The sequence below is a fragment of the Pseudoduganella sp. UC29_106 genome (genome assembly GCF_044055365.1).
Taxonomy (GTDB): domain Bacteria; phylum Pseudomonadota; class Gammaproteobacteria; order Burkholderiales; family Burkholderiaceae_D; genus Rugamonas.
Genome location: NZ_CP171977.1, coordinates 5399678 through 5417704, shown reverse-complemented (window position 1 = coordinate 5417704; position 18027 = coordinate 5399678). Strand labels below are relative to the sequence as shown.

Here is an 18027-nt window from a genome sequence, read left to right as displayed (position 1 = left end):
TGATCTCCTTTATTCGACCGCTTTCACCATCTCCTCAATGACCTTCTTCGCGTCGCCGAACACCATCATCGTATTCGGCTGGTAGAACAGGTCATTGTCCAGGCCCGCGTAGCCGGAGGCCATCGAGCGTTTGTTGACGATGATGCTCTTGGCCTTGTACGCCTCCAGGATCGGCATGCCGGCGATCGGCGATTTCGGATCCCTGGCGGCCGGGTTGACCACATCGTTCGCGCCCAGCACCAATACTACATCGGTCTGGCCGAATTCGCCGTTGATGTCCTCCATCTCGAACACCTGGTCGTAAGGCACTTCCGCCTCGGCCAGCAGCACGTTCATATGGCCCGGCATGCGGCCCGCCACCGGGTGGATCGCATATTTGACGACGACACCCTTGTGCGTGAGCTTCTCCACCAGTTCCTTCAGCGCGTGCTGGGCGCGCGCCACGGCCAGGCCGTAGCCAGGAACGATGATTACGGTTTCCGCATTGGCCATGATGAAGGAGGCGTCATCGGCCGAGCCGGATTTCACCGGCCGCGCCGGCGTCTCGCCGCCGCCACCGCCTCCGCCTCCGCTCGCACCTTCGCCGCCGAAGCCGCCCAGGATAACGTTGAAGAAGGAGCGGTTCATCGCCTTGCACATGATGTAGGAGAGGATGGCGCCGCTGGAGCCGACCAGCGAGCCGGCAATGATCAGCATCGCGTTATTCAGCGAGAAGCCGATGCCTGCCGCCGCCCAGCCGGAATAGGAGTTCAGCATGGACACAACGACCGGCATGTCCGCACCGCCGATCGGGATGATGATCAGCACGCCGAGCAGGAAGGCGATGGCCGTCATAAGCAGGAAGGGGGGCCACGCGGGCTGGGTGCCGGGCGCTAACACGAACACCAGGCCCAGGCCGACCATGAGCACGGCCAGCGCCAGGTTGAGCATGTGCTGTCCGCTGAACACCACTGGCGCGCCCTGGAACAGGCGGAACCTGTACTTGCCGGCCAGTTTGCCGAAAGCGATCACCGATCCGGAGAAGGTGATGGCGCCGACAAAGGTGCCGATGAACAGCTCGATGCGGTTCCCCAGCGGCAGCGCCTGGCCCACCGCGGCGATGCCGAAGGCTTGCGGCTCCGACACCGCGGCCACGGCGATGCAGACCGCCGCAAGGCCGATCAGCGAGTGCATGGCCGCCACCAGTTCCGGCATCTTGGTCATTTCGACGCGTCTGGCCAGCGTGGCGCCGATGCCGCCGCCCGCCACCACGCCCAGTGCAACCAACGCGAGTCCCGCGCCGCCCTGGCCGGCCGCGCCGGCCGCCATCGCGTCCGCCCGCAGCTTGAGGATGAGGGCGATCGTCGTCACGGCGGCAATCGCCATGCCGCTCATGCCGAAGGCATTGCCTATGCGCGCGCTGGCGGGGGAGGACAGGCCCTTCAGCGCCTGGATGAAGCATACCGAGGCAACGAGGTACATCATCGTCACAAGATTAAGGGTCAGCCAGCTCATTGCGTGACCTCCTTCTGTGGCGTAGCGGCCGCCGGCGCTGCCTTCGGCTTTTCCTTCTTTTTGAACATTTCCAGCATGCGCTGCGTGACGAGGAAGCCGCCAAACACGTTGACGGCCGCCAGCGCCACGCCGATCGTCCCCGCCACCCGCCCCGTGAGGCCTTCGGTGAGTCCCGCCGCCAGCATGGCGCCCACGATAACGATGGCCGAGATGGCGTTGGTGACCGCCATCAGCGGCGTATGCAGCGCCGGCGTCACGTTCCACACCACGTGGTAGCCGACATAGATGGCCAGCACGAAGATGATCAGGTTGATGATGGTATGACTGATTTCCATTTGCCTATCTCCTTATTTGCGCAGCACCACGCCATCGGCGCACACCAGGGTGGCCTTCAGGATTTCATCCTCGAGGTCGATTGACAAGGCGTCGTCCTTGTCGATGATCAGCTTGAGGAAGTCCAGCACATTGCGCGCGTATAGTGCCGAAGCATCCGCCGCCACGTGGCAGGCCAGGTCCGGTTCGCCGACGATATGTACGCCGTGCCGGATCACTGTCTTACCGGATTCGGACAGCGGGCAGTTGCCGCCTTGAGCCACCGCCAGGTCCACGATCACGGAGCCGGGCTTCATCGCCTTCACCGTTTCCTCGCCGATCAGTACCGGCGCGGGACGGCCGGGGATCAGCGCAGTCGTGATGACGATGTCCGCCAGCTTGGCGCGTTCGTGTACCAGTTGCGCCTGGCGCTTCATCCATTCAGCCGGCATGGGGCGCGCATAGCCGCCCACGCCTTGCGCGATTTCGCGTTCTTCATCAGTCAGGTAGGGCACGTCAATGAACTTTGCGCCCAGCGACTCCACCTGTTCTTTCACCGGCGGCCGCACGTCGGATGCTTCAATCACGGCGCCCAGGCGCTTGGCTGTTGCGATGGCCTGCAGGCCCGCCACGCCTACCCCCATGATCAGCACGCGCGCCGCTTTCACAGTGCCGGCCGCCGTCATCAGCATGGGCATGAAGCGCTGGTAAGTATTCGCGCCTACCATCACGGCCTTGTAGCCGGCGATATTTGCCTGCGAGGACAGCACGTCCATCGACTGCGCCCGCGTGATGCGCGGCACGGCTTCCAGCGCGAAGGCTTGCAGCCGCGCTTCCGCCATGGCGGTGATATTCTCGCCGTCGAAAGGATTGAGCATGCCGATCAGCACAGCGCCCGGCTTCATCAGCCTGCGCTCTTCCGCGTTCGGCGCGCGCACCTTCAAAACGACCTCGGTGCCGAAGGCGTTCGCCGCGGTGCCGATGGCCGCACCGGCTGCGACATAAGCTTCGTCCGTGACCGAGGCGGCGATGCCGGCGCCGCTCTGCACGATCACCTGGTGCTTCGCCGCCAGCTTTTTCACCGTCTCCGGCGTTGCGGCGACGCGAGTTTCCCCCCGCCCGCGTTTCCGCGGGAATGCCTATTCTCATTTTGTGGCTCCGTTTTAGCCTGGCGTGAACACGGCCGCGTGGCGGGCAATGAAGTCGCGCACGCTGGTCGCCTGCTGGCCGGTCAGTTCCAGCACGTCGCTGCTCTGGCGGTCATAGCGGCCGGCGCGATGCAGGTCCGCCATCACGGAGAGGTGATCGACCAGATGAATAGGAAGGCCCATCTGGATCAGGGTTTCGCGCCACGGTGCGAGCGGAATGTCCTGGTAGGTAATGTCGCGGCCCAGTGCTTCCGAATACTCTTTCGCGTATTCGTGCATGTTCACCGAGCGCGGGCCGGTGAGGTGATAGGTGCGGCCGATATGGCCCTGCGGTGCGGAGAGGATGGCCGCCACGGCGCGCGCCACGTCGTCGGCGGCGATGGGCGAAGTCTTGCCTTCGCCGAAAGGCAACATGATCTTGTTCGCTTCGCGTACCGACTTTTGCGAGAAGCGCAGGAAGAAGCCTTCGAGGAACACGGTCGGGCGTACCGTCACCACCGGCAGGCCGGACCACTCCAGCGCCTGCTCGGCCAGCCAGTGCAGCTTGTGCTGGGGGCTGTCCGTGGTTTCGGTAATGCTCATCTGGGACAGCGTCATCTGCGACATATTGACGAAGGTCTTGACACCGTAATGTTTCGCTACCGCCGCCACGTTGACCGTCGCCGCCAGGTAGGCGTCCGAAACGGACATGGCGAAGTAGATCGACTCGCAGCCCTTGATGATGCGGTGCATGTCCTCGAGGCTGAGCAGGTTGCCGACCACGACTTCGGCGCCCATATCGCGCAGGGCTTGCGAGCGCTCGTCTTCCTTGCGCACCATGGCGCGCACCTTGTGGCCGCGGTCGATCAGCAGCTGGGTCAGGGTGCGGCCGATGGCGCCGACACGGCCGGCCGCGCCGGTAACGAGGATGGGGGAATTGCTGGTCATGTTCAGTCCTTTCAGGCCGCGAGTTTCAGGATATCGATCACGTCGGCAGGGGAACGCACGGGACGTGGATTAGTGTAGATGAAGAACTCTTCCTTCATCGTGGTTTCGCCGATGAGCTGGAACTGGTCCGGGCCGACGCCGACCTGGGACAGGCTGGTAGGCAGGCCGAGCGAAACGCAGAATTCCCGGAAGGCCTGCGAGGCCGGCATCCCGGGGTGGCCCAGCGCGGCGGACAATTCCGCCTGCGCCTCTTCCGCTGCCGGGCGATTGTAGTCCAGGATGGCCGGCATCATCACCGGCGTGCACAGGAAGTGCGGCACGTGGCAGGTGCCCCCCAGCACGTGGCCGATGGCGTGGCTGGCGCCCATCGGCACGCGCGACTGCAGGCCGAAGGAGCACAGCCAGGACGCTGTCTGGCACTGGCGCGCAGCTTCCAGGTCGTTGCGGTCGGCGCGGGCGCGCGGCAGCCATTTTGCCATCAGCGCCAGGCCGCGCAGCACCACGGAATCGGTCAGTGGCGTGCCGCGCGGGGAGCACAGGGCTTCGATCGCATGGTCCATGGCGCGCGTGCCGGAACCCAGCAGCAGGTCGTCCGGCGCGTATTTCAGCAGTTCCGGGTCAAGGATGATCGTGATCGGCATCATCTGGCGGCTGAAGAAAGTTTGCTTCAGGTTGCGGCGCGGGTCGGTGACCAGGCAGCCAGCGTTGTATTCGCCGCCGGATAGGGTGCTCGGAATGGCGATCATGCGCACCGTCGGGCCGCGGAAATTCTTCAGGCTCACGCGGCCGGCGCTGTCGAATTTCACTTCGAAGCCATCCAGCCCATCCGGATCGACAATGCCGTGCTCCATGCACAAGGTTGTAATCTTTGCAGCGTCAACTACCGAACCGCCGCCGACTGCCACCAGCAGGTCAGCCTTCACTTCCAGCGCGGCGCGCGTGATCTCGGCAACGCTTTCGCGCGTGGTGTGCTGCGGCACCCCGTCATACGCGCCGGCGCAGCGCTCGCCCAATGCGTCGCGCAGTTTCGTTATCTCATCAGTATTCGTGTTCAGGCTGCGGCTCACGATAAGGAAAACACGCTTGCTGCCCCAGGCGGTCGGCTTCCGCGGCCAGCGCCTGTGCGGCTGGGCGGCCAAAGTCGACCCGCTCCATGGCGGGGAAGAGGTGCGTGCCTTTGTCATGCATGGTGATATCTCCTGTCGTTTGAATTTCGATTTCGAGCTTGCGTGATGCAGTATGTTCGCTTAACATGACAGTGTCAAGTTTAAATTCTCAGCCATAGGAGACGCCCTCATGCCTTCATACGCAGCACCTTTGCGCGACATGCGCTATCTGCTGGAACAAGTATTTGACTACGAATCCACGCTAGCCGGGCTGGAAGGCTATGAGGATGTGAGCCTGGATGTGGTGCTGGCGGTGCTGGACAGCGCCGCCACCTTTGCTCGCGATGTGGTCCTGCCAATCAACCTGCCCGGCGATGATGTCGGCTGCACCCATGATGCAGGCGTCGTGACCACGCCGCCCGGCTATAAGGAAGCCTATCGCCAGTACTGCGAAGGTGGTTGGACCGCATTGGCGGCGGAGGAACAATACGGCGGCCAGGGCCTGCCAGCCTCGCTTGGCCTGCTGGTGCGCGAGTTCATGGCTTCCGGTTCGATGTCCTTCGGCATGTACGCGGGCCTGTCGATGGGCGCCTACCGCGCCATCTCGGCACACGGCAGCGAGGAACTGAAGGAGCGCTATCTCTCGCGCCTGGCATCCGGCAAATGGACCGGCACCATGTGCATGACCGAACCGCAGGCCGGCTCCGACCTGTCGCTGGTGCGCACGCGCGCCACACCGGCAGGTGACGGCAGCTTCCGCGTCACCGGCACCAAGATCTTCATTTCGGCCGGCGAGCATGACCTGTCTGAAAACATTATCCATCTGGTACTGGCGCGCCTGCCCGACGCGCCGCCCGGCACGCGCGGCATCAGCCTGTTCCTGGTGCCCAAGCTGCTGCCCGACACCGGCGCAGCGAATGGCGTGAACTGCGGCTCCATCGAGCACAAAATGGGCATCCGCGCCTCCGCCACGGCCGTGCTGAATTTCGACGAAGCGCAAGGCTGGCTGCTGGGGCAAGGAGCACGGCGGCATGCAGGCCATGTTCACGATGATGAATTCTTCCCGCGTTGGCGTTGCGGTGCAAAGCCTGGGCGCGGCGGAAGTGAGCTTCCAGAACGCGCTGGCTTACGCAAAGGACCGCCGCCAGGGCCGCGCACCCGGCGTCGAAGGGAAGGGACCGGACCCCATCATCCACCATCCGGATGTGCGCAAGAACCTGCTGACCATGAAGGCCCTGGTGGAAGGCGCGCGCGCCCTCTATATCGACTCCGCCATGGCGCTGGACGTGCGCGCCCGCCACCCCGATGCGGCAGTCCGCAACGAGGCGGAAGAAGAACTGGCGCTGCTGACGCCCGTGCTGAAAGCCTTCATCAGCGAATGCGCGATGGAAGTTACGGAACTTGGCATCGGCATCTTCGGCGGCCACGGCTATGTGCACGAACACGGCATGGAACACCTGTACCGCGACGCGCGGATTGTGCCGCTGTACGAAGGCACGAATGCGATCCAGGCGCTGGACCTGGTGCACCGCAAGATCAACCAGAGCGAGGGACGCGCGCTGCAGCGCTACCTGGGCCGCATCGAAGCCGAGATGCATTCCGCTTGCGGCGAGCCGCAGCTGGCGGAGCTGACCGGCGCGCTGTCCGCCGGCATGGCCCGCCTGCGCGTCGCCAGCAGCCAGTTGCGCTCCTGGAGTGAGGCCGGGGAGCACGCACGCCTGGCCGCCGCCGCGTCGGACTACCTGCGCCTGTTCGGCCTGGTCGCCACCGGCGGCATGTGGCTGCGCATGGCGCGCGTGGCGCTGAGCGCGAAAGAGGACGCGGCCTACCTGCAGGGCAAGATCAAGACGGCAACCTATTTTGGCAGCTGCCTGCTGCCGGAAACCGCCCAATTGGCGCTGCGCATCGGCCAGGGCGGCGAAGCGCTGGGCATCACCGCGGAGGAATTCTGATGAGCGCCGAGCAGAACAAGGGCAATGGCCCGCTGGCCGGCGTACGCATCCTCGATTTGTCGTCCATCGTGCTTGGCCCGCTGGCCACGCTGACCTTGGCGGGCCTGGGCGCGGACGTAATCAAGATTGAAGCGCCGGACGGCGACAATGTGCGCGAAGCGGGTGTGATGCGCACGGAAGGCGAGGGCATGGGCCATGTCTTCATGCACAACAACCGCGGCAAGCGCAGCATGGTGCTGGACCTGAAGCAGCCGGCTGCGCGTGAAGTGCTGCTGCGCCTTGCGCAGGATGCGGACGTGCTGCTGTCGAATATCCGCCCCGCGGCGATGAAGCGCCTGGGCCTCGATTATGCGGCCATGCAGGCGATCAATCCGCGCCTGGTGTATGTGAACGCCTGCGGTTTCAGCGCCAAGGGACCATATGCCGACCGTCCTGCCTACGATGACCTGATCCAGGGCGCGACCGCGCTGCCATGGCTGATGCAGCAGTACGGCAGCACGCGTCCGGCCTTTGCGCCGGTTTCGCTGGCGGACCGCGTCACGGGCCTGCACGTGGTGTATGCGATTACCGCCGCCCTGTTTGCACGCGAACGCAGCGGGCAAGGCCAAGAGGTGGAAGTGGCCATGTTCGAAAGTGTGGCGCATTTCGTACTGGCCGACCATATGGCGGGCCGCAGCTTCGTGCCGGACGAGGGCGAATCGGGCTACGACCGACTGCTGTCGCATGACCGCGCGCCGTACCGCACCAAGGATGGCTATCTCTGTGTGCTGATCTATAACGACAAGCACTGGCGCAATTTCTTCGAGGCGATCGGCAAGCGCGAAATGTTTAACGATCCACGCTTCTCGACCCAGCGCAACCGCTCACGCAATATCCGCGCTGTTTACGCCTGGGTGGCTTCCGTCATGCCCGAGCGTACGACCGCCGAGTGGCAATGGCTGCTGGATGAAGCGGATATTCCGCACCAGGTGATCAACTCCATCGACGACCTGCTTGACGATCCGCACCTGCGCGCCATCGGTTTCATTGGCGAGGACGAGCAGCCCGGCCAGGGCCGCGTGCGCACACTGGGCAATCCGACCACGTGGTCCGGCACGCCGCTGGGCTCAATGGGGCCTGCGCCTGCACTGGGACAGCACAGCGCTGAAGTCCTGCGCGAGGCGGGCTACACCGATTCCGATATTTCACAACTGGCCGGCAGCGGTGCCGTTGTCTTAGGCCGCACTTTGAACTCTTCCAACTAAAAGGAAACACCATGTTTACGAAAGATCTTCTGAAGGGCAAGCGCATCCTGGTTACCGGCGGCGGCTCGGGCCTTGGCAAGGAAATCGCAGCGAAATACCTGGAACTGGGCGCAGACATCTATATCTGCGGCCGCCGCGAGAGCGTGCTGGAGGAAACTGCTCGCGAGTTGATGGACCGTTTCGGCGGCCGCGTGAAAGGCGTGGCGGTCGATATCCGCAATGCGGAGGCTGTGGATGCGATGGTGGCCGAGATCTGGAAAGAAGGTCCGCTGACTGGCCTGGTCAACAATGCCGCAGGCAATTTCGTCAGCCGTACGGAAGACTTGTCCAGCCGTGGTTTCGACGCGATCGCCAACATCGTCCTTCATGGCACTTTCTATGTGACGCAGGCGGTGGGCAAGCGCTGGATCGAGAATGGATTGAAGGGCAGCGTGGTGTCGATCCTGGTCACCTGGGTCAATAACGGCGGGCCTTTCGTTGTGCCTTCCGCCATGTCCAAGGCGGGCGTGAATGTGATGACCAAGTCGCTGGCGGTGGAGTGGGGGCGTTATGGTATCCGTCTGAACGCGATTGCGCCTGGCGCCTTCCCGACCGATGGCATGAGCAAGCGGCTGTATCCGGGGCGTGAAGACTCCGGCCGCGATGAGGGCAGCCCGATGGGGCGCGTGGGCGAGATGCCGGAGCTGCAGAATCTGGCGACCTTCCTGATGGCGGATGGCGTGGAGTGGATGACCGGCCAGACCTTGACCATTGATGGCGCGAATTCGCTGGCGACCGGCGGTAACTTCTACCACTTCAAGGATTGGTCGGATCAGGATTGGGCGGATGCCAAGTCGTCGATCAAGGCCTTGAATGATAAGGATCGGGCGCAGCGCACGGCCGCGTGACGTGCAGGCACGGCGGATCAATGATCCGCCCTACGCCCTGCGACGCAACAGACCGAAGTGGCGTTGCGTCGCCGAGCGGAGCAAGCGGCGTTGCATCGCGGCGTGACGCGGAACAGACGGCGCCGTGACGCGGCGCGGGGTGGATCGGGACGGCGCAAGGGGGCGGCGTCCCCGGACAGGCGGCGTCAGGCGGATTTGGCGGCCTTGCGGCGGGGGGCGGGCTTCTCGGCGGGCGCTTCGGTGCTGGTGCGCGCCTGGGCGGCTTTGAGGCCGTCGAGCAGAACATTGGTCACGCTTTCGCAAACCTGGTCGACCATGGGATCCGGCACCTGGAACAAGCCGCTGTCGCGGTCGGACAGCAGCGTCGCCAGCCCATGCATGCCCGACCATACGGCCAGCGCGGGAGAAGCGCGGCGGGCGCTCGCTGTTGTCGGCGGCCATGAACTCGGCAATTGAGTTGCTGAGGAACTGGAAGGAGGCGGCGCTCGCCTCCATCAGCTCCGCGTGCTTGCGCTTGTCCGGAATGCGCGTGCCGAACATCAGGTGGAACAGTTCCGGATGGCGCAGCGCGAAGGATACATAGACGCGCATCACCACGCGCAGCCGCTGTTCCTTGGTCATGCCATCCTTCAGCGCCGCCAGGCGCTCGCCCATCAGTACGCGGAAACCCTCGGACGCGATGGCGGCCAGCAGGCCTTCCTTGTCGCCGAAGTGGTGGGTAGGTGCGGTCTGCGACACGCCCACCAGGCGCGCCACTTCGCGCAGCGACAGCTCTGCCGCGCCGCGCAATTCAATCAGTTCCACGCCGCGCTTGACCATGTCCTCGCGCAGGTTCCCGTGGTGCCATGCGCCTTTTTGCCCCGCTTGCCAGCGGCTGCCGGAGCGGCGTTCTCGTCTTTTTCGTTCTGCATAAAGTTAGCGTTGAAAGGTTCCTTGACTGCTTCAGTAGGCACAATAGCACAAGCTGAAGTGCCCTTCGCATATTTGCGTTGTATTTGCTACTGTTAACTTGACAGTGTCACATTATAGGCCAATACTGGATTTGTCGAGTATCGACTATTAAAACAACCGGAGACTTCAGCATGTGTAAAACCCTCATTGCGTCCGCAGCTCTGGGCGCATGCGCGGGCCTTGCCTCGGCCCAGAGCAACGTCACTGTGTACGGCACCATCGACGGCGGCGTGCGCTACCAGACCAACACCAATGCGGCAGGCGACGGCCTGTACACCCAGACCTCGGGCCACTACCTGGCCAACCGCCTGGGCTTCCGCGGCGAGGAGGATCTTGGTGGCGGCATGAAGGCCCTGTTCACCCTCGAAAGCGGCTTCTTCACCGACACCGGCGCGCAGGACGTGGCAGGCAATATCTTCAACCGTACAGCGGCCGTGGGCCTGGGCTACAAGAACCACACGCTCAATCTGGGCCGGCAGTACACCATCGCTTACCGCATCATCGGCTCCTACGATCCCTTCAGCTTCCGCTTTCCCACGCTGGCGCCCTTGATCAGCGGCCAGGGCACATCGCTGCCGGCAGCCGCCGTCGCAGCGGGCCTGGGCGCTTCAGCAACGTCCGGCACGCGCTTCAATAACGACATCCAGTACACCGGCACCTTTGGCGGCCTCACGGCGCGCGCCGAATATGCCGCCGGCGAGCAGGCAGGAAGCGAGCGTCCCGGCTCTGCGCGCGCGATCGGCGCGACCTATACGCAGAATGGATTTACGGTGGGCGGCGCCATCACCCAGAAGTACACGGTTGGAGGCTTCCGCAATACGGCGCGAACCTTCGGCGGCGCCTGGGCGGGCGAGCAGCTGCGCCTGACTGCGGGCTATGTGCGGGAAACGCAGGATGCCGCGAAGACCGGCTACGGCAATCGCATCGTGTGGGGCGGCATTGGCTGGAAGTTCACGCCACTGTTCTCGGCAACTGCGGCCTACTACAAGAGCGAGTCGCTGAGCCCTGGCCTGGATGGCAATCGTGAGCTTGCGATCATCGGCGCCAGCTATACCTTCAGCAAGCGCACCCTGATCTATGGCGGCATCGACAAGAACCGCTATGAGGGCGCCTACATTCCTGCCAGCCGGCAGACGAGCCAGTTCGGCGTCGCTACCGGCATCCAGCACACCTTCTGATATCAGAAGATCTCGAACAGGCCGGCGGCTCCCATGCCGCCGGCAATGCACATCGTCACCACTGCATACTTCGCGCCGCGGCGGCGGCCCTCGATCAGCACGTGGCCTGCCAGTCGGGCGCCGGTCATGCCGAAGGGATGGCCGATGGAGATGGCGCCGCCGTTCACGTTCAGGCGGTCGGTCGGCAGCCCCAGGCGCTTGATCACATACAGCGATTGCGAGGCGAAAGCTTCATTCAGCTCCCACAGGTCGATGTCCTCGATCTTCAGGCCGTGGCGTTGCAGCAGCTTGGGCACCGCGAACACGGGCGCGATACCCATTTCATCCGGCTCGTTGCCCGCTACGGCCAGGCCGCGGAAAGCGCCCAGCGGCTTCAGGTTGGCGCGCTCGGCATCCTTGGCTTCCATCAGCACACAGGCCGAGGCGCCGTCGGACAATTGGGACGAGTTGCCGGCAGTGACAAATTGATCCGGGCCGCGCACCGGCTCCAGCTTTGCCAGGGCCTCATAGGTGGTGCCGGGGCGATTGCAGGTATCAGCATCCACCGTTACTTCGCGCTGGCTAACCTCACCGGTTTCCTTGTTCTTGACGGCCATCGTGGTAGTGCAGGCAATGATCTCGTCGCGATAGCGGCCAGCTTTCTGGGCTTTCTCGGTGCGGCGCTGGCTCTCCACGGAGAAGGCATCCTGTTCCTCGCGACTGATGCCGTAGCGGGCCGCGACGGTGTCGCCGGTATCGATCATGGGCAGGTAGATATCGGGCTTGTGCTCCACCAGCCAGGGGTCGGTGCCGGCGCCTTTCTCGCGCGTCACGATGTGGGAAATGCTCTCCACGCCGCCCGCAATCATGGCCGGCACGCCGTCAACGACAATACGGCCTGCCGCCATGGCGATGGCCTGCAGGCCGGAGGCGCAGAAGCGGTTCACGGTGGTGCCGGCAATGCTCAGCGGCAGGCCGGCGCGCACCACGGCCTGGCGCGCCACATTGCGGCCCGTGGTCCCTTCCGGGTAGCCGCAGCCGATGATGGCGTCTTCGATCTGCTCCGGATCGATGCCGGCCCGTTCAACGGCGGCGCGCACGGCGAAGGAAGCCAGGGTAGGGCCGGCCGTGATATTGAACTCGCCCCGGTGGGCCTTGGTCAGGGGCGTACGGGGCGGTGGAGACGATGACTGCTTCGCGCATGATGATTCCTCGTGTCGGTCTGATATGGGAATTCTATCTTAACGCTGTAAAGTTTAAAGTCAAATATTTTTCGCAAAAATGCCGCGTCCGCGCTGGAAGCGAGCAATTCCGCTTGCAATCGGAAAATTCCGGGTTTAATCTTGACGATGTAAATATTCTGCAAGGACCAAACCATGCAAGACAAAACAAGCCCGCTGACCGCGCCGCTGCGCGCAATCCTGGCCCAGCGCGAGACCGGAGACGCCCCTTTCAACATCAACGCCCACCTGAACGCCGTGCTGGAAGGCATAGGTATCCGCCCGGACAGCACCGGCGGTTCCATCACCTTCACCGGCGCCGATCCGATCGTGCCCAGCGTATTCCGCCTGGGCGCCGCGGCCGGCACGGCCATCATGGTCAAGTCGGCCGCGATGGCGTCGCTGTGGGCGATGCGCACCGGCGAGGGGCAGGACATCTCGCTCGACATCCGCAAGGCGCCGCGCCGCCTGTGCCCCTTCTTCGAACGCCGCTGGGAAAAGCTGAACGGTTACCCGATCCGCAATAATGCCGATCCGGACAATCCCTTCATGCGCGCCTTCTTCGAAGCGAAGGATGGCCGCTGGGTCATGCCATTCAACCTGTATCCGCGCATGCGTTCCCAGACCATCCGCATGCTGGGCTGTTCGGACGATCCGGCCGCCATCGCTGCCGCCATTGCCAAATGGGATGCCTATGAGCTGGAACTGGCCGGCGCCGAACAGAAGGTGGTGATGCCCGTGGTGCGCTCGCTGGAAGAGTTCATGGAAGAGTCCCAGTACCGTGACCACCTTTCCCATCTGCCGCTGATCCAGATCGAAAAGATTGGCGAATCCGAACCCGAACCTTTCTCCGCCAATGCCACGCAGCCGCTGGACGGCATCAAAGCGCTGGGTCTGGCCCGCGTGATTGCCGGTTCCGCCATCGGCCGCGCCATGGCGCTGCACGGCGCCGATGTGCTGAACATCTGGCGTCCCACCGATCACGAGATCGACACCATGTACGCCACGGCCAATGTGGGTGTGCGCTCGGCCCTGCTGGATATCGGCGAGGCGGAAGGCCATGCGCGCATGACTTCCCTGCTGAGGGATGCGGATGTGTTCTACGCCAACCGCCGCCTCGGCTTCCTTGACCGCCACGGCTTCTCGGCGGAGGAGGCGGCGGCGATCCGCCCTGGTATCGTCCACGTTTCCATCAGCCTGCACGGCGAAACGGGTCCCTGGGCCAACCGCGCGGGCTTCGACCAGACGGCGGGCGCCGTGACCGGCGTGATGTCGCTGGAAGGCCGCCCGGATGCGCCGCAGCTGCCGCCGGTCATGGTCGTCAATGACAATATTGTCGGCTGGCTGTGTACGGCCGGCGCCGTGGCGGCCCTGATGCGCCGGGCGAAAGAGGGCGGCAGCTACCGCGTCCACGTGTCACTGACCCGCGTTTCGCTCTGGCTTTATTCGATGGGCATTTTCGACAAGGAGTATGCGCACGGCATCGCCGGCAGCGGCGGTGACCACTTGCAGCTGGAGCCGGAACTGTTCAGCGCCGACACGCCGGCCGGCCATTACCAGGGTGTGACCGACCAGGTCGTCATGTCGCGCACGCCGGGCGCCTACCGCACCGTGTTCGTACCGCGCGGCTCTTGCCGTCCAGAATGGCTGCATAGCACTTAAGCACCTCTTGCAAAGTGGGCGGTTTAGGACTAATCTTTTCAATGTCAAGTTAATGACGACTACAATAACCGGAGACAGTAATGCTCAAGCTACGCCAACTCGCACTTCCCCTGACCATCCTCCCTGCCGCCCTGTCCTGCGCGCTGCCCGCGCAGGCGCAGCCCCAGCCGACCTTCAAGGTGATGCTGATCGATCCCCTGTCCGGACCCCAGTCGGCAACGCTGGAACGCACGCTGCAGAATTTCAAATGGGCCGTGAAGCGCGATAACGACGCAGGCGGCGTCGCCGGCGCCAAGGTGGAGTTTGTGACCTGCGACAGCAAGTTCAATCCGAAGGACGGCAAGAACTGCCTGGACCGCGCCATCGGCGAAGATATCCACTTCATCATCCAGGGGATCGGGTCCAACATCACCCTGACCCTGGTGGACGCGATCGAGAAATACAATTCCCGCAATCCGGGCAAGGAAATCATCCTGATGAACTGGGCCGGCCTCGATGAAGAGATGACCAACAAGTACTGCTCCTTCTGGCACTTCCGTACCGACGGCCATATCGGCATGAAGGCCAAGGGCATGATCAGCTACCTGGCCGAGGACCCGAACATCAAGAAGGTCTACCTGATGAATATGGATTACCAGATGGGCCAGAATGCGGAAGCCGCCATGCGCCGTTTCCTGAAGCAGCAGCGTCCGGACATCCAGATCGTCGGCACCCAGCTGCATCCGCCCAGCCGTGTGCAGGACTTTACCCCTTACGTCGCCAAGATCAAGGCCGCCAATCCTGACGTTGTCATTACCGCCAATATTGGCACGGACCTGAATCGCTTGATCCGCGCCGGCAACGATATCGGCCTGAACGCGAAATGGATGACCACATTCGCCTCCCAGCACGGTCAGGTGACCGCGATCGGCGAGAAGGGCGTCAACAAAGTCCTGCAGTCTTCGGATGCCGTCATGAGCATGGACGATCCGGCCATGGACAAGCTGCAGGACGATTCGCGCGCGGAAGGCGGCGGCGATATGGAAAGCTACCGCGCCTACCGCAGCTGGCAGTTCCTGGCCGGCGCCATCCGCAAGGCCAATTCCCTGCAACCGCTGAAAGTGGCGAAGGCAATGGAAGGTTTGACTGTCGGGGTGGGCGGCTATCAGGCGACGATGCGTGCGAGCGATCACCAGGCGCAGCTGCCGATCGTTATCTCTGCACTGACCGCTGATGCCAAGTACAAGCAGGAGGGCACGCCCTGGGGTTTCAAGCTGCTGAAGACCTATAAGACTGAAGCCATGAGCGAGCCGACCACCTGCAAGATGAAGCGTCCTGCAGGCGCCTGATTTTCACTTCCCCCTGCCGCCGTTCAGCGTGGCCACCACGTTGACGGCGGCAAATACCGTCATTCCCAATCCCACCGAAGCAAACATCCACGGCAAGCCCGCGCCCAGGCGCTGCGCCGCCCAGCAGCCGCCCAGTGCGACAACGGTGCGCAGCGCGGCGCCGCAGGCGGGCAGGGCGACTTTTCCCGTGCCCTGTGCGGCGAAGTAAAGCGCCAGTCCCAGCCCGAACATGCCGAAGCAGGGGGCTGCGATGCGGAGGTAGGCCACGCCGGATGCCAGCATTTGCGCATCGCCGCCGAAAGCATTGATCCATTCCTGCGACCAGCAGGCCGCCGCCAGTCCTATGGTTTCAGCGATACCGAAGGCCAGCGCGGCGCCGGTCCAGGCGACCCGCTGGGCGCGCGCGGCGTTGCCCGCACCAAGGCAGGTTGCGCACAGCACGCTGATCGGAATGCCAAGGCCGAACATCAATGGCACCAGCAGGTATTCGAGTCGGCTGCCCGCGCCATAGCCTGCCACGGCTGCGGTACCATGCAAGGCCACAAAGCCCGTCACGCCGACGATGGTCAGGTTGGCGCTCACACTCACTACGGACGACAGCGCGCCCACGCGCAGTATTTCGCGCAGCAGCGCCCAGCGCAGGCGCGGCGGACGCCGGGCAGGTTTCAGCAATCCCTTGCCGCGCCATAAATGCCAGGCGAACACCGCGCAGCCGCCAACGTAGTACAGCAGCACGGCCGCCGCGCCGCCGGCAACGCCCAGCCGCGGTAGCGGACCGATGCCGAAGATGAGTGCGGGCGACAGCGGCAGCAGCGTGACCGCACCGCCGACGATGACAAAAGTCGGCAGCGCCATGTCGCCGGTGCCGCGGATGACGGCCGCCATCAGGTTGAAGGCCCAGATCAGCAGCGCGCCGCCAAAGACGATGTGGGAGTAGCTGAGCGCCGCGCGCAGCACTTCGCCATGGCCGCCCAGCAGCTGGTAAAGCGCTGCGCCCCCGCCAAGGGCCAGCGCGCTGGTGAGGGTGCCGAAGGCGGCGGCAATCGCCAGCGCATACCAGGGTAGTTCATTGGCCTGCTCGCGCCGGCCCTGGCCCAGGTTGCGCGCCACGGCGCCGATGATCGCGCCGCCCATCGCGCCACCGGAAACCATCTGCACCAGCATCAGCACCGGGAATACCAGCGACAGTCCTGCCAGTGCGTCGATGCCCAGGCGGGACACGAACCAGGTCTCGATCAGGCCGACCGAAGCCTGGGCCAGCATCACCAGCATATTGGGTGCTGCCATGCGCAGCAGGGTAGGGAGGACCGGCGCCGTGAGCAGGCGCCGGGTGCGCTCGTCGAGCGCGGGTTGCGTATCACGCATTATGTGGCGGGGCGGAAGCGGCGGCGGACCAGCGCCGTGCCGGCCGCCCCAAGCAGCAGCGCAGCCGCAGCGGCAATCCAGTGCGCGGGCTGGCGCGGCGACACCTCGAATGCCAGCGCACCAGAGAGCAGTGTCACGGGCTCGCCATTATTGGCTGACCAGGATTGCGTCATCTCCACGATGCCGACAAAGCCCGCCACGATCAGCGCGGTGCACAGTACGGCCAGCACGCAGCTGATGGCCACATACGCCACGCCGCGCTGCGCACCCAGGCGGACCAGCAGGCTGCGGCCCGAGGTGACTGCGCCGACCAGGCCATGCTGCGAGTAGATGATGACCACCAGCAGGAACGCGCCCTGGTACAGCGGCCACGCCTCCGTGAGCGCGGACAGGTGGGCCGAAGTGACCGTCATCAGCAGCGCGCCCAGCGCGGGTCCGACGAAGGTCGTGAAGCCGCCGATATAGGTGTGCAGCATGACGGACGCCGTCTGCGGCAGGCCGAAGGTATCGGTGGTCACCACCTGCATCGCCAGCGCGTACAGCGAGCCGGCAATGCCGGCAAAGCCGCCGGACAGCGTCAGCGCCAGGCCGCGCACGCCCACCGGGCTGAATCCGACAAACGACACGCGGTGGGAGTTGTCGCGCGTTGCATTCATCAGGCGTCCCAGCGGCGTACGGGTGACGAGGAACATGCCCAGCGCCGCCAGCCACGTCCAGCCGGCCACGAGGAAGTACATCGCGCGCGGGTCGCCGAAGTCCACGCCCCAGCCATTGGCGGCCGCGGGATCGATGCGGATGCCCGTGTCGCCGCCTGACCACGAAGTCATGATGATGGAGCTTGCATACACCAGCTGGCCAATGGCGAGCGAGATCATGGCGTAAGTGGTGCGGTCGTGGCGCACCGTGAACAGGGCCAGCACGCCGCCCACGGCCAGCGCCGCTAAGCCGCCCGCCAGCGGCACCAGTACTACCGGCACGGAGGCTCCATAATTGTTCAGCAAATGGCCGCTGACATAGGCGCCGACGCCGAAGTACAGCGCATGCCCGAAGGACAGCAGGCCCGTACCGCCCAGCAGCATGTTATAGGCCAGCGCGAAGGTGATCGCGATGCAGGACTGGGTCAGCACGGAGATGCCGAGCAGGCCGGAAAACACGAAGGGCAGCACGGCCAGCAGCAGCAGGGTGGCGGCCCAGGGCGCAGCGCGGCTGGCCAGCGTGCGGCGCTTCGGCAGGTAGGCCGCATAACGCGCGGCCGGCATTGGTGTCGTCATGTC

14 protein-coding genes and 3 pseudogenes are annotated in these 18027 nt (G+C 64.4%); 7 read left to right on the top strand and 10 right to left on the bottom strand.

What is annotated here, in order from left to right; all coding sequences use genetic code 11:
• Positions 1–9: 9 nt before the first annotated feature.
• From ACHMW6_RS27115 to ACHMW6_RS27090, 6 genes and pseudogenes are all read right to left on the bottom strand, one after another.
• Positions 10–1494, bottom strand: a complete 1485-nt coding sequence (locus ACHMW6_RS27115) for an NAD(P)(+) transhydrogenase (Re/Si-specific) subunit beta (protein WP_395401539.1) — start codon at positions 1492–1494, stop codon at positions 10–12.
• Positions 1491–1829 carry an NAD(P) transhydrogenase subunit alpha gene (locus tag ACHMW6_RS27110; protein WP_395401537.1) on the bottom strand — a complete coding sequence of 113 codons (339 nt, stop codon included), beginning with the start codon at positions 1827–1829 and terminating at the stop codon, positions 1491–1493. The genes ACHMW6_RS27115 and ACHMW6_RS27110 overlap by 4 nt, the downstream gene beginning before the upstream one ends.
• Positions 1830–1841: 12 nt before the next feature.
• Positions 1842–2955: pseudogene (locus tag ACHMW6_RS27105) on the bottom strand (Re/Si-specific NAD(P)(+) transhydrogenase subunit alpha).
• A gap of 14 nt (positions 2956–2969) precedes the next feature.
• Positions 2970–3881, bottom strand: coding sequence for an NAD(P)H-binding protein (locus tag ACHMW6_RS27100; RefSeq protein ID WP_395401535.1), 912 nt, complete (start codon positions 3879–3881; stop codon positions 2970–2972).
• Positions 3882–3892: 11 nt separating this feature from the next.
• Positions 3893–4948, bottom strand: coding sequence for an iron-containing alcohol dehydrogenase (locus ACHMW6_RS27095; protein ID WP_395401533.1), 1056 nt, complete (start codon positions 4946–4948; stop codon positions 3893–3895).
• Positions 4920–5069: a hypothetical protein gene (locus ACHMW6_RS27090; protein ID WP_395401531.1), complete on the bottom strand. Its 150-nt coding sequence runs from the start codon at positions 5067–5069 to the stop codon at positions 4920–4922. Before ACHMW6_RS27090 ends, ACHMW6_RS27095 begins: the two co-directional genes overlap by 29 nt.
• 108 nt (positions 5070–5177) lie before the next feature.
• Here ACHMW6_RS27090 and ACHMW6_RS27085 point away from each other — a divergent pair.
• The 4 genes and pseudogenes from ACHMW6_RS27085 to ACHMW6_RS27070 all read left to right on the top strand — a co-directional run.
• Positions 5178–5921: pseudogene (locus ACHMW6_RS27085) on the top strand (acyl-CoA dehydrogenase family protein); the annotation flags it as partial.
• Between the two features lie 97 nt (positions 5922–6018).
• Entirely contained in the window at positions 6019–6939 is a 921-nt protein-coding gene (locus ACHMW6_RS27080) for an acyl-CoA dehydrogenase family protein (RefSeq protein ID WP_395401529.1), read from the top strand.
• Positions 6939–8183 carry a CaiB/BaiF CoA transferase family protein gene (locus ACHMW6_RS27075; protein ID WP_395401527.1) on the top strand — a complete coding sequence of 415 codons (1245 nt, stop codon included), beginning with the start codon at positions 6939–6941 and terminating at the stop codon, positions 8181–8183. Before ACHMW6_RS27080 ends, ACHMW6_RS27075 begins: the two co-directional genes overlap by 1 nt.
• 11 nt (positions 8184–8194) lie before the next feature.
• Positions 8195–9070, top strand: a complete 876-nt coding sequence (locus ACHMW6_RS27070; RefSeq protein ID WP_395401525.1) for an SDR family oxidoreductase — start codon at positions 8195–8197, stop codon at positions 9068–9070.
• 30 nt (positions 9071–9100) lie between these two features.
• Here ACHMW6_RS27070 and ACHMW6_RS27065 read toward each other — a convergent pair whose 3' ends face one another.
• A complete protein-coding gene (locus ACHMW6_RS27065; RefSeq protein ID WP_395401523.1) occupies positions 9101–9889 on the bottom strand; it encodes a WHG domain-containing protein in 789 nt (262 codons plus the stop codon).
• A 263-nt stretch (positions 9890–10152) separates the two neighbouring features.
• On the opposite strand from ACHMW6_RS27065, the gene ACHMW6_RS27060 reads away from it, so the two are divergent.
• Entirely contained in the window at positions 10153–11199 is a 1047-nt protein-coding gene (locus ACHMW6_RS27060; protein ID WP_395401521.1) for a porin, read from the top strand.
• A 2-nt stretch (positions 11200–11201) separates the two neighbouring features.
• Here the strand turns inward: ACHMW6_RS27060 and ACHMW6_RS27055 are convergent.
• A pseudogene (locus ACHMW6_RS27055) lies at positions 11202–12381 on the bottom strand (acetyl-CoA C-acyltransferase).
• A 173-nt stretch (positions 12382–12554) separates the two neighbouring features.
• Here ACHMW6_RS27055 and ACHMW6_RS27050 point away from each other — a divergent pair.
• A complete protein-coding gene (locus ACHMW6_RS27050) occupies positions 12555–14060 on the top strand; it encodes a CoA transferase (RefSeq protein ID WP_395401519.1) in 1506 nt (501 codons plus the stop codon).
• Between the two features lie 80 nt (positions 14061–14140).
• Positions 14141–15388, top strand: coding sequence for a branched-chain amino acid ABC transporter substrate-binding protein (locus tag ACHMW6_RS27045; protein WP_395401517.1), 1248 nt, complete (start codon positions 14141–14143; stop codon positions 15386–15388).
• 3 nt (positions 15389–15391) lie between these two features.
• On the opposite strand, the gene ACHMW6_RS27040 is transcribed toward ACHMW6_RS27045, so the two are convergent.
• A complete protein-coding gene (locus tag ACHMW6_RS27040; protein ID WP_395401515.1) occupies positions 15392–16753 on the bottom strand; it encodes an MATE family efflux transporter in 1362 nt (453 codons plus the stop codon).
• Positions 16753–18024 carry a branched-chain amino acid ABC transporter permease gene (locus tag ACHMW6_RS27035; protein WP_395401513.1) on the bottom strand — a complete coding sequence of 424 codons (1272 nt, stop codon included), beginning with the start codon at positions 18022–18024 and terminating at the stop codon, positions 16753–16755. Before ACHMW6_RS27035 ends, ACHMW6_RS27040 begins: the two co-directional genes overlap by 1 nt.
• Between the last annotated feature and the right edge of the window lie 3 nt (positions 18025–18027).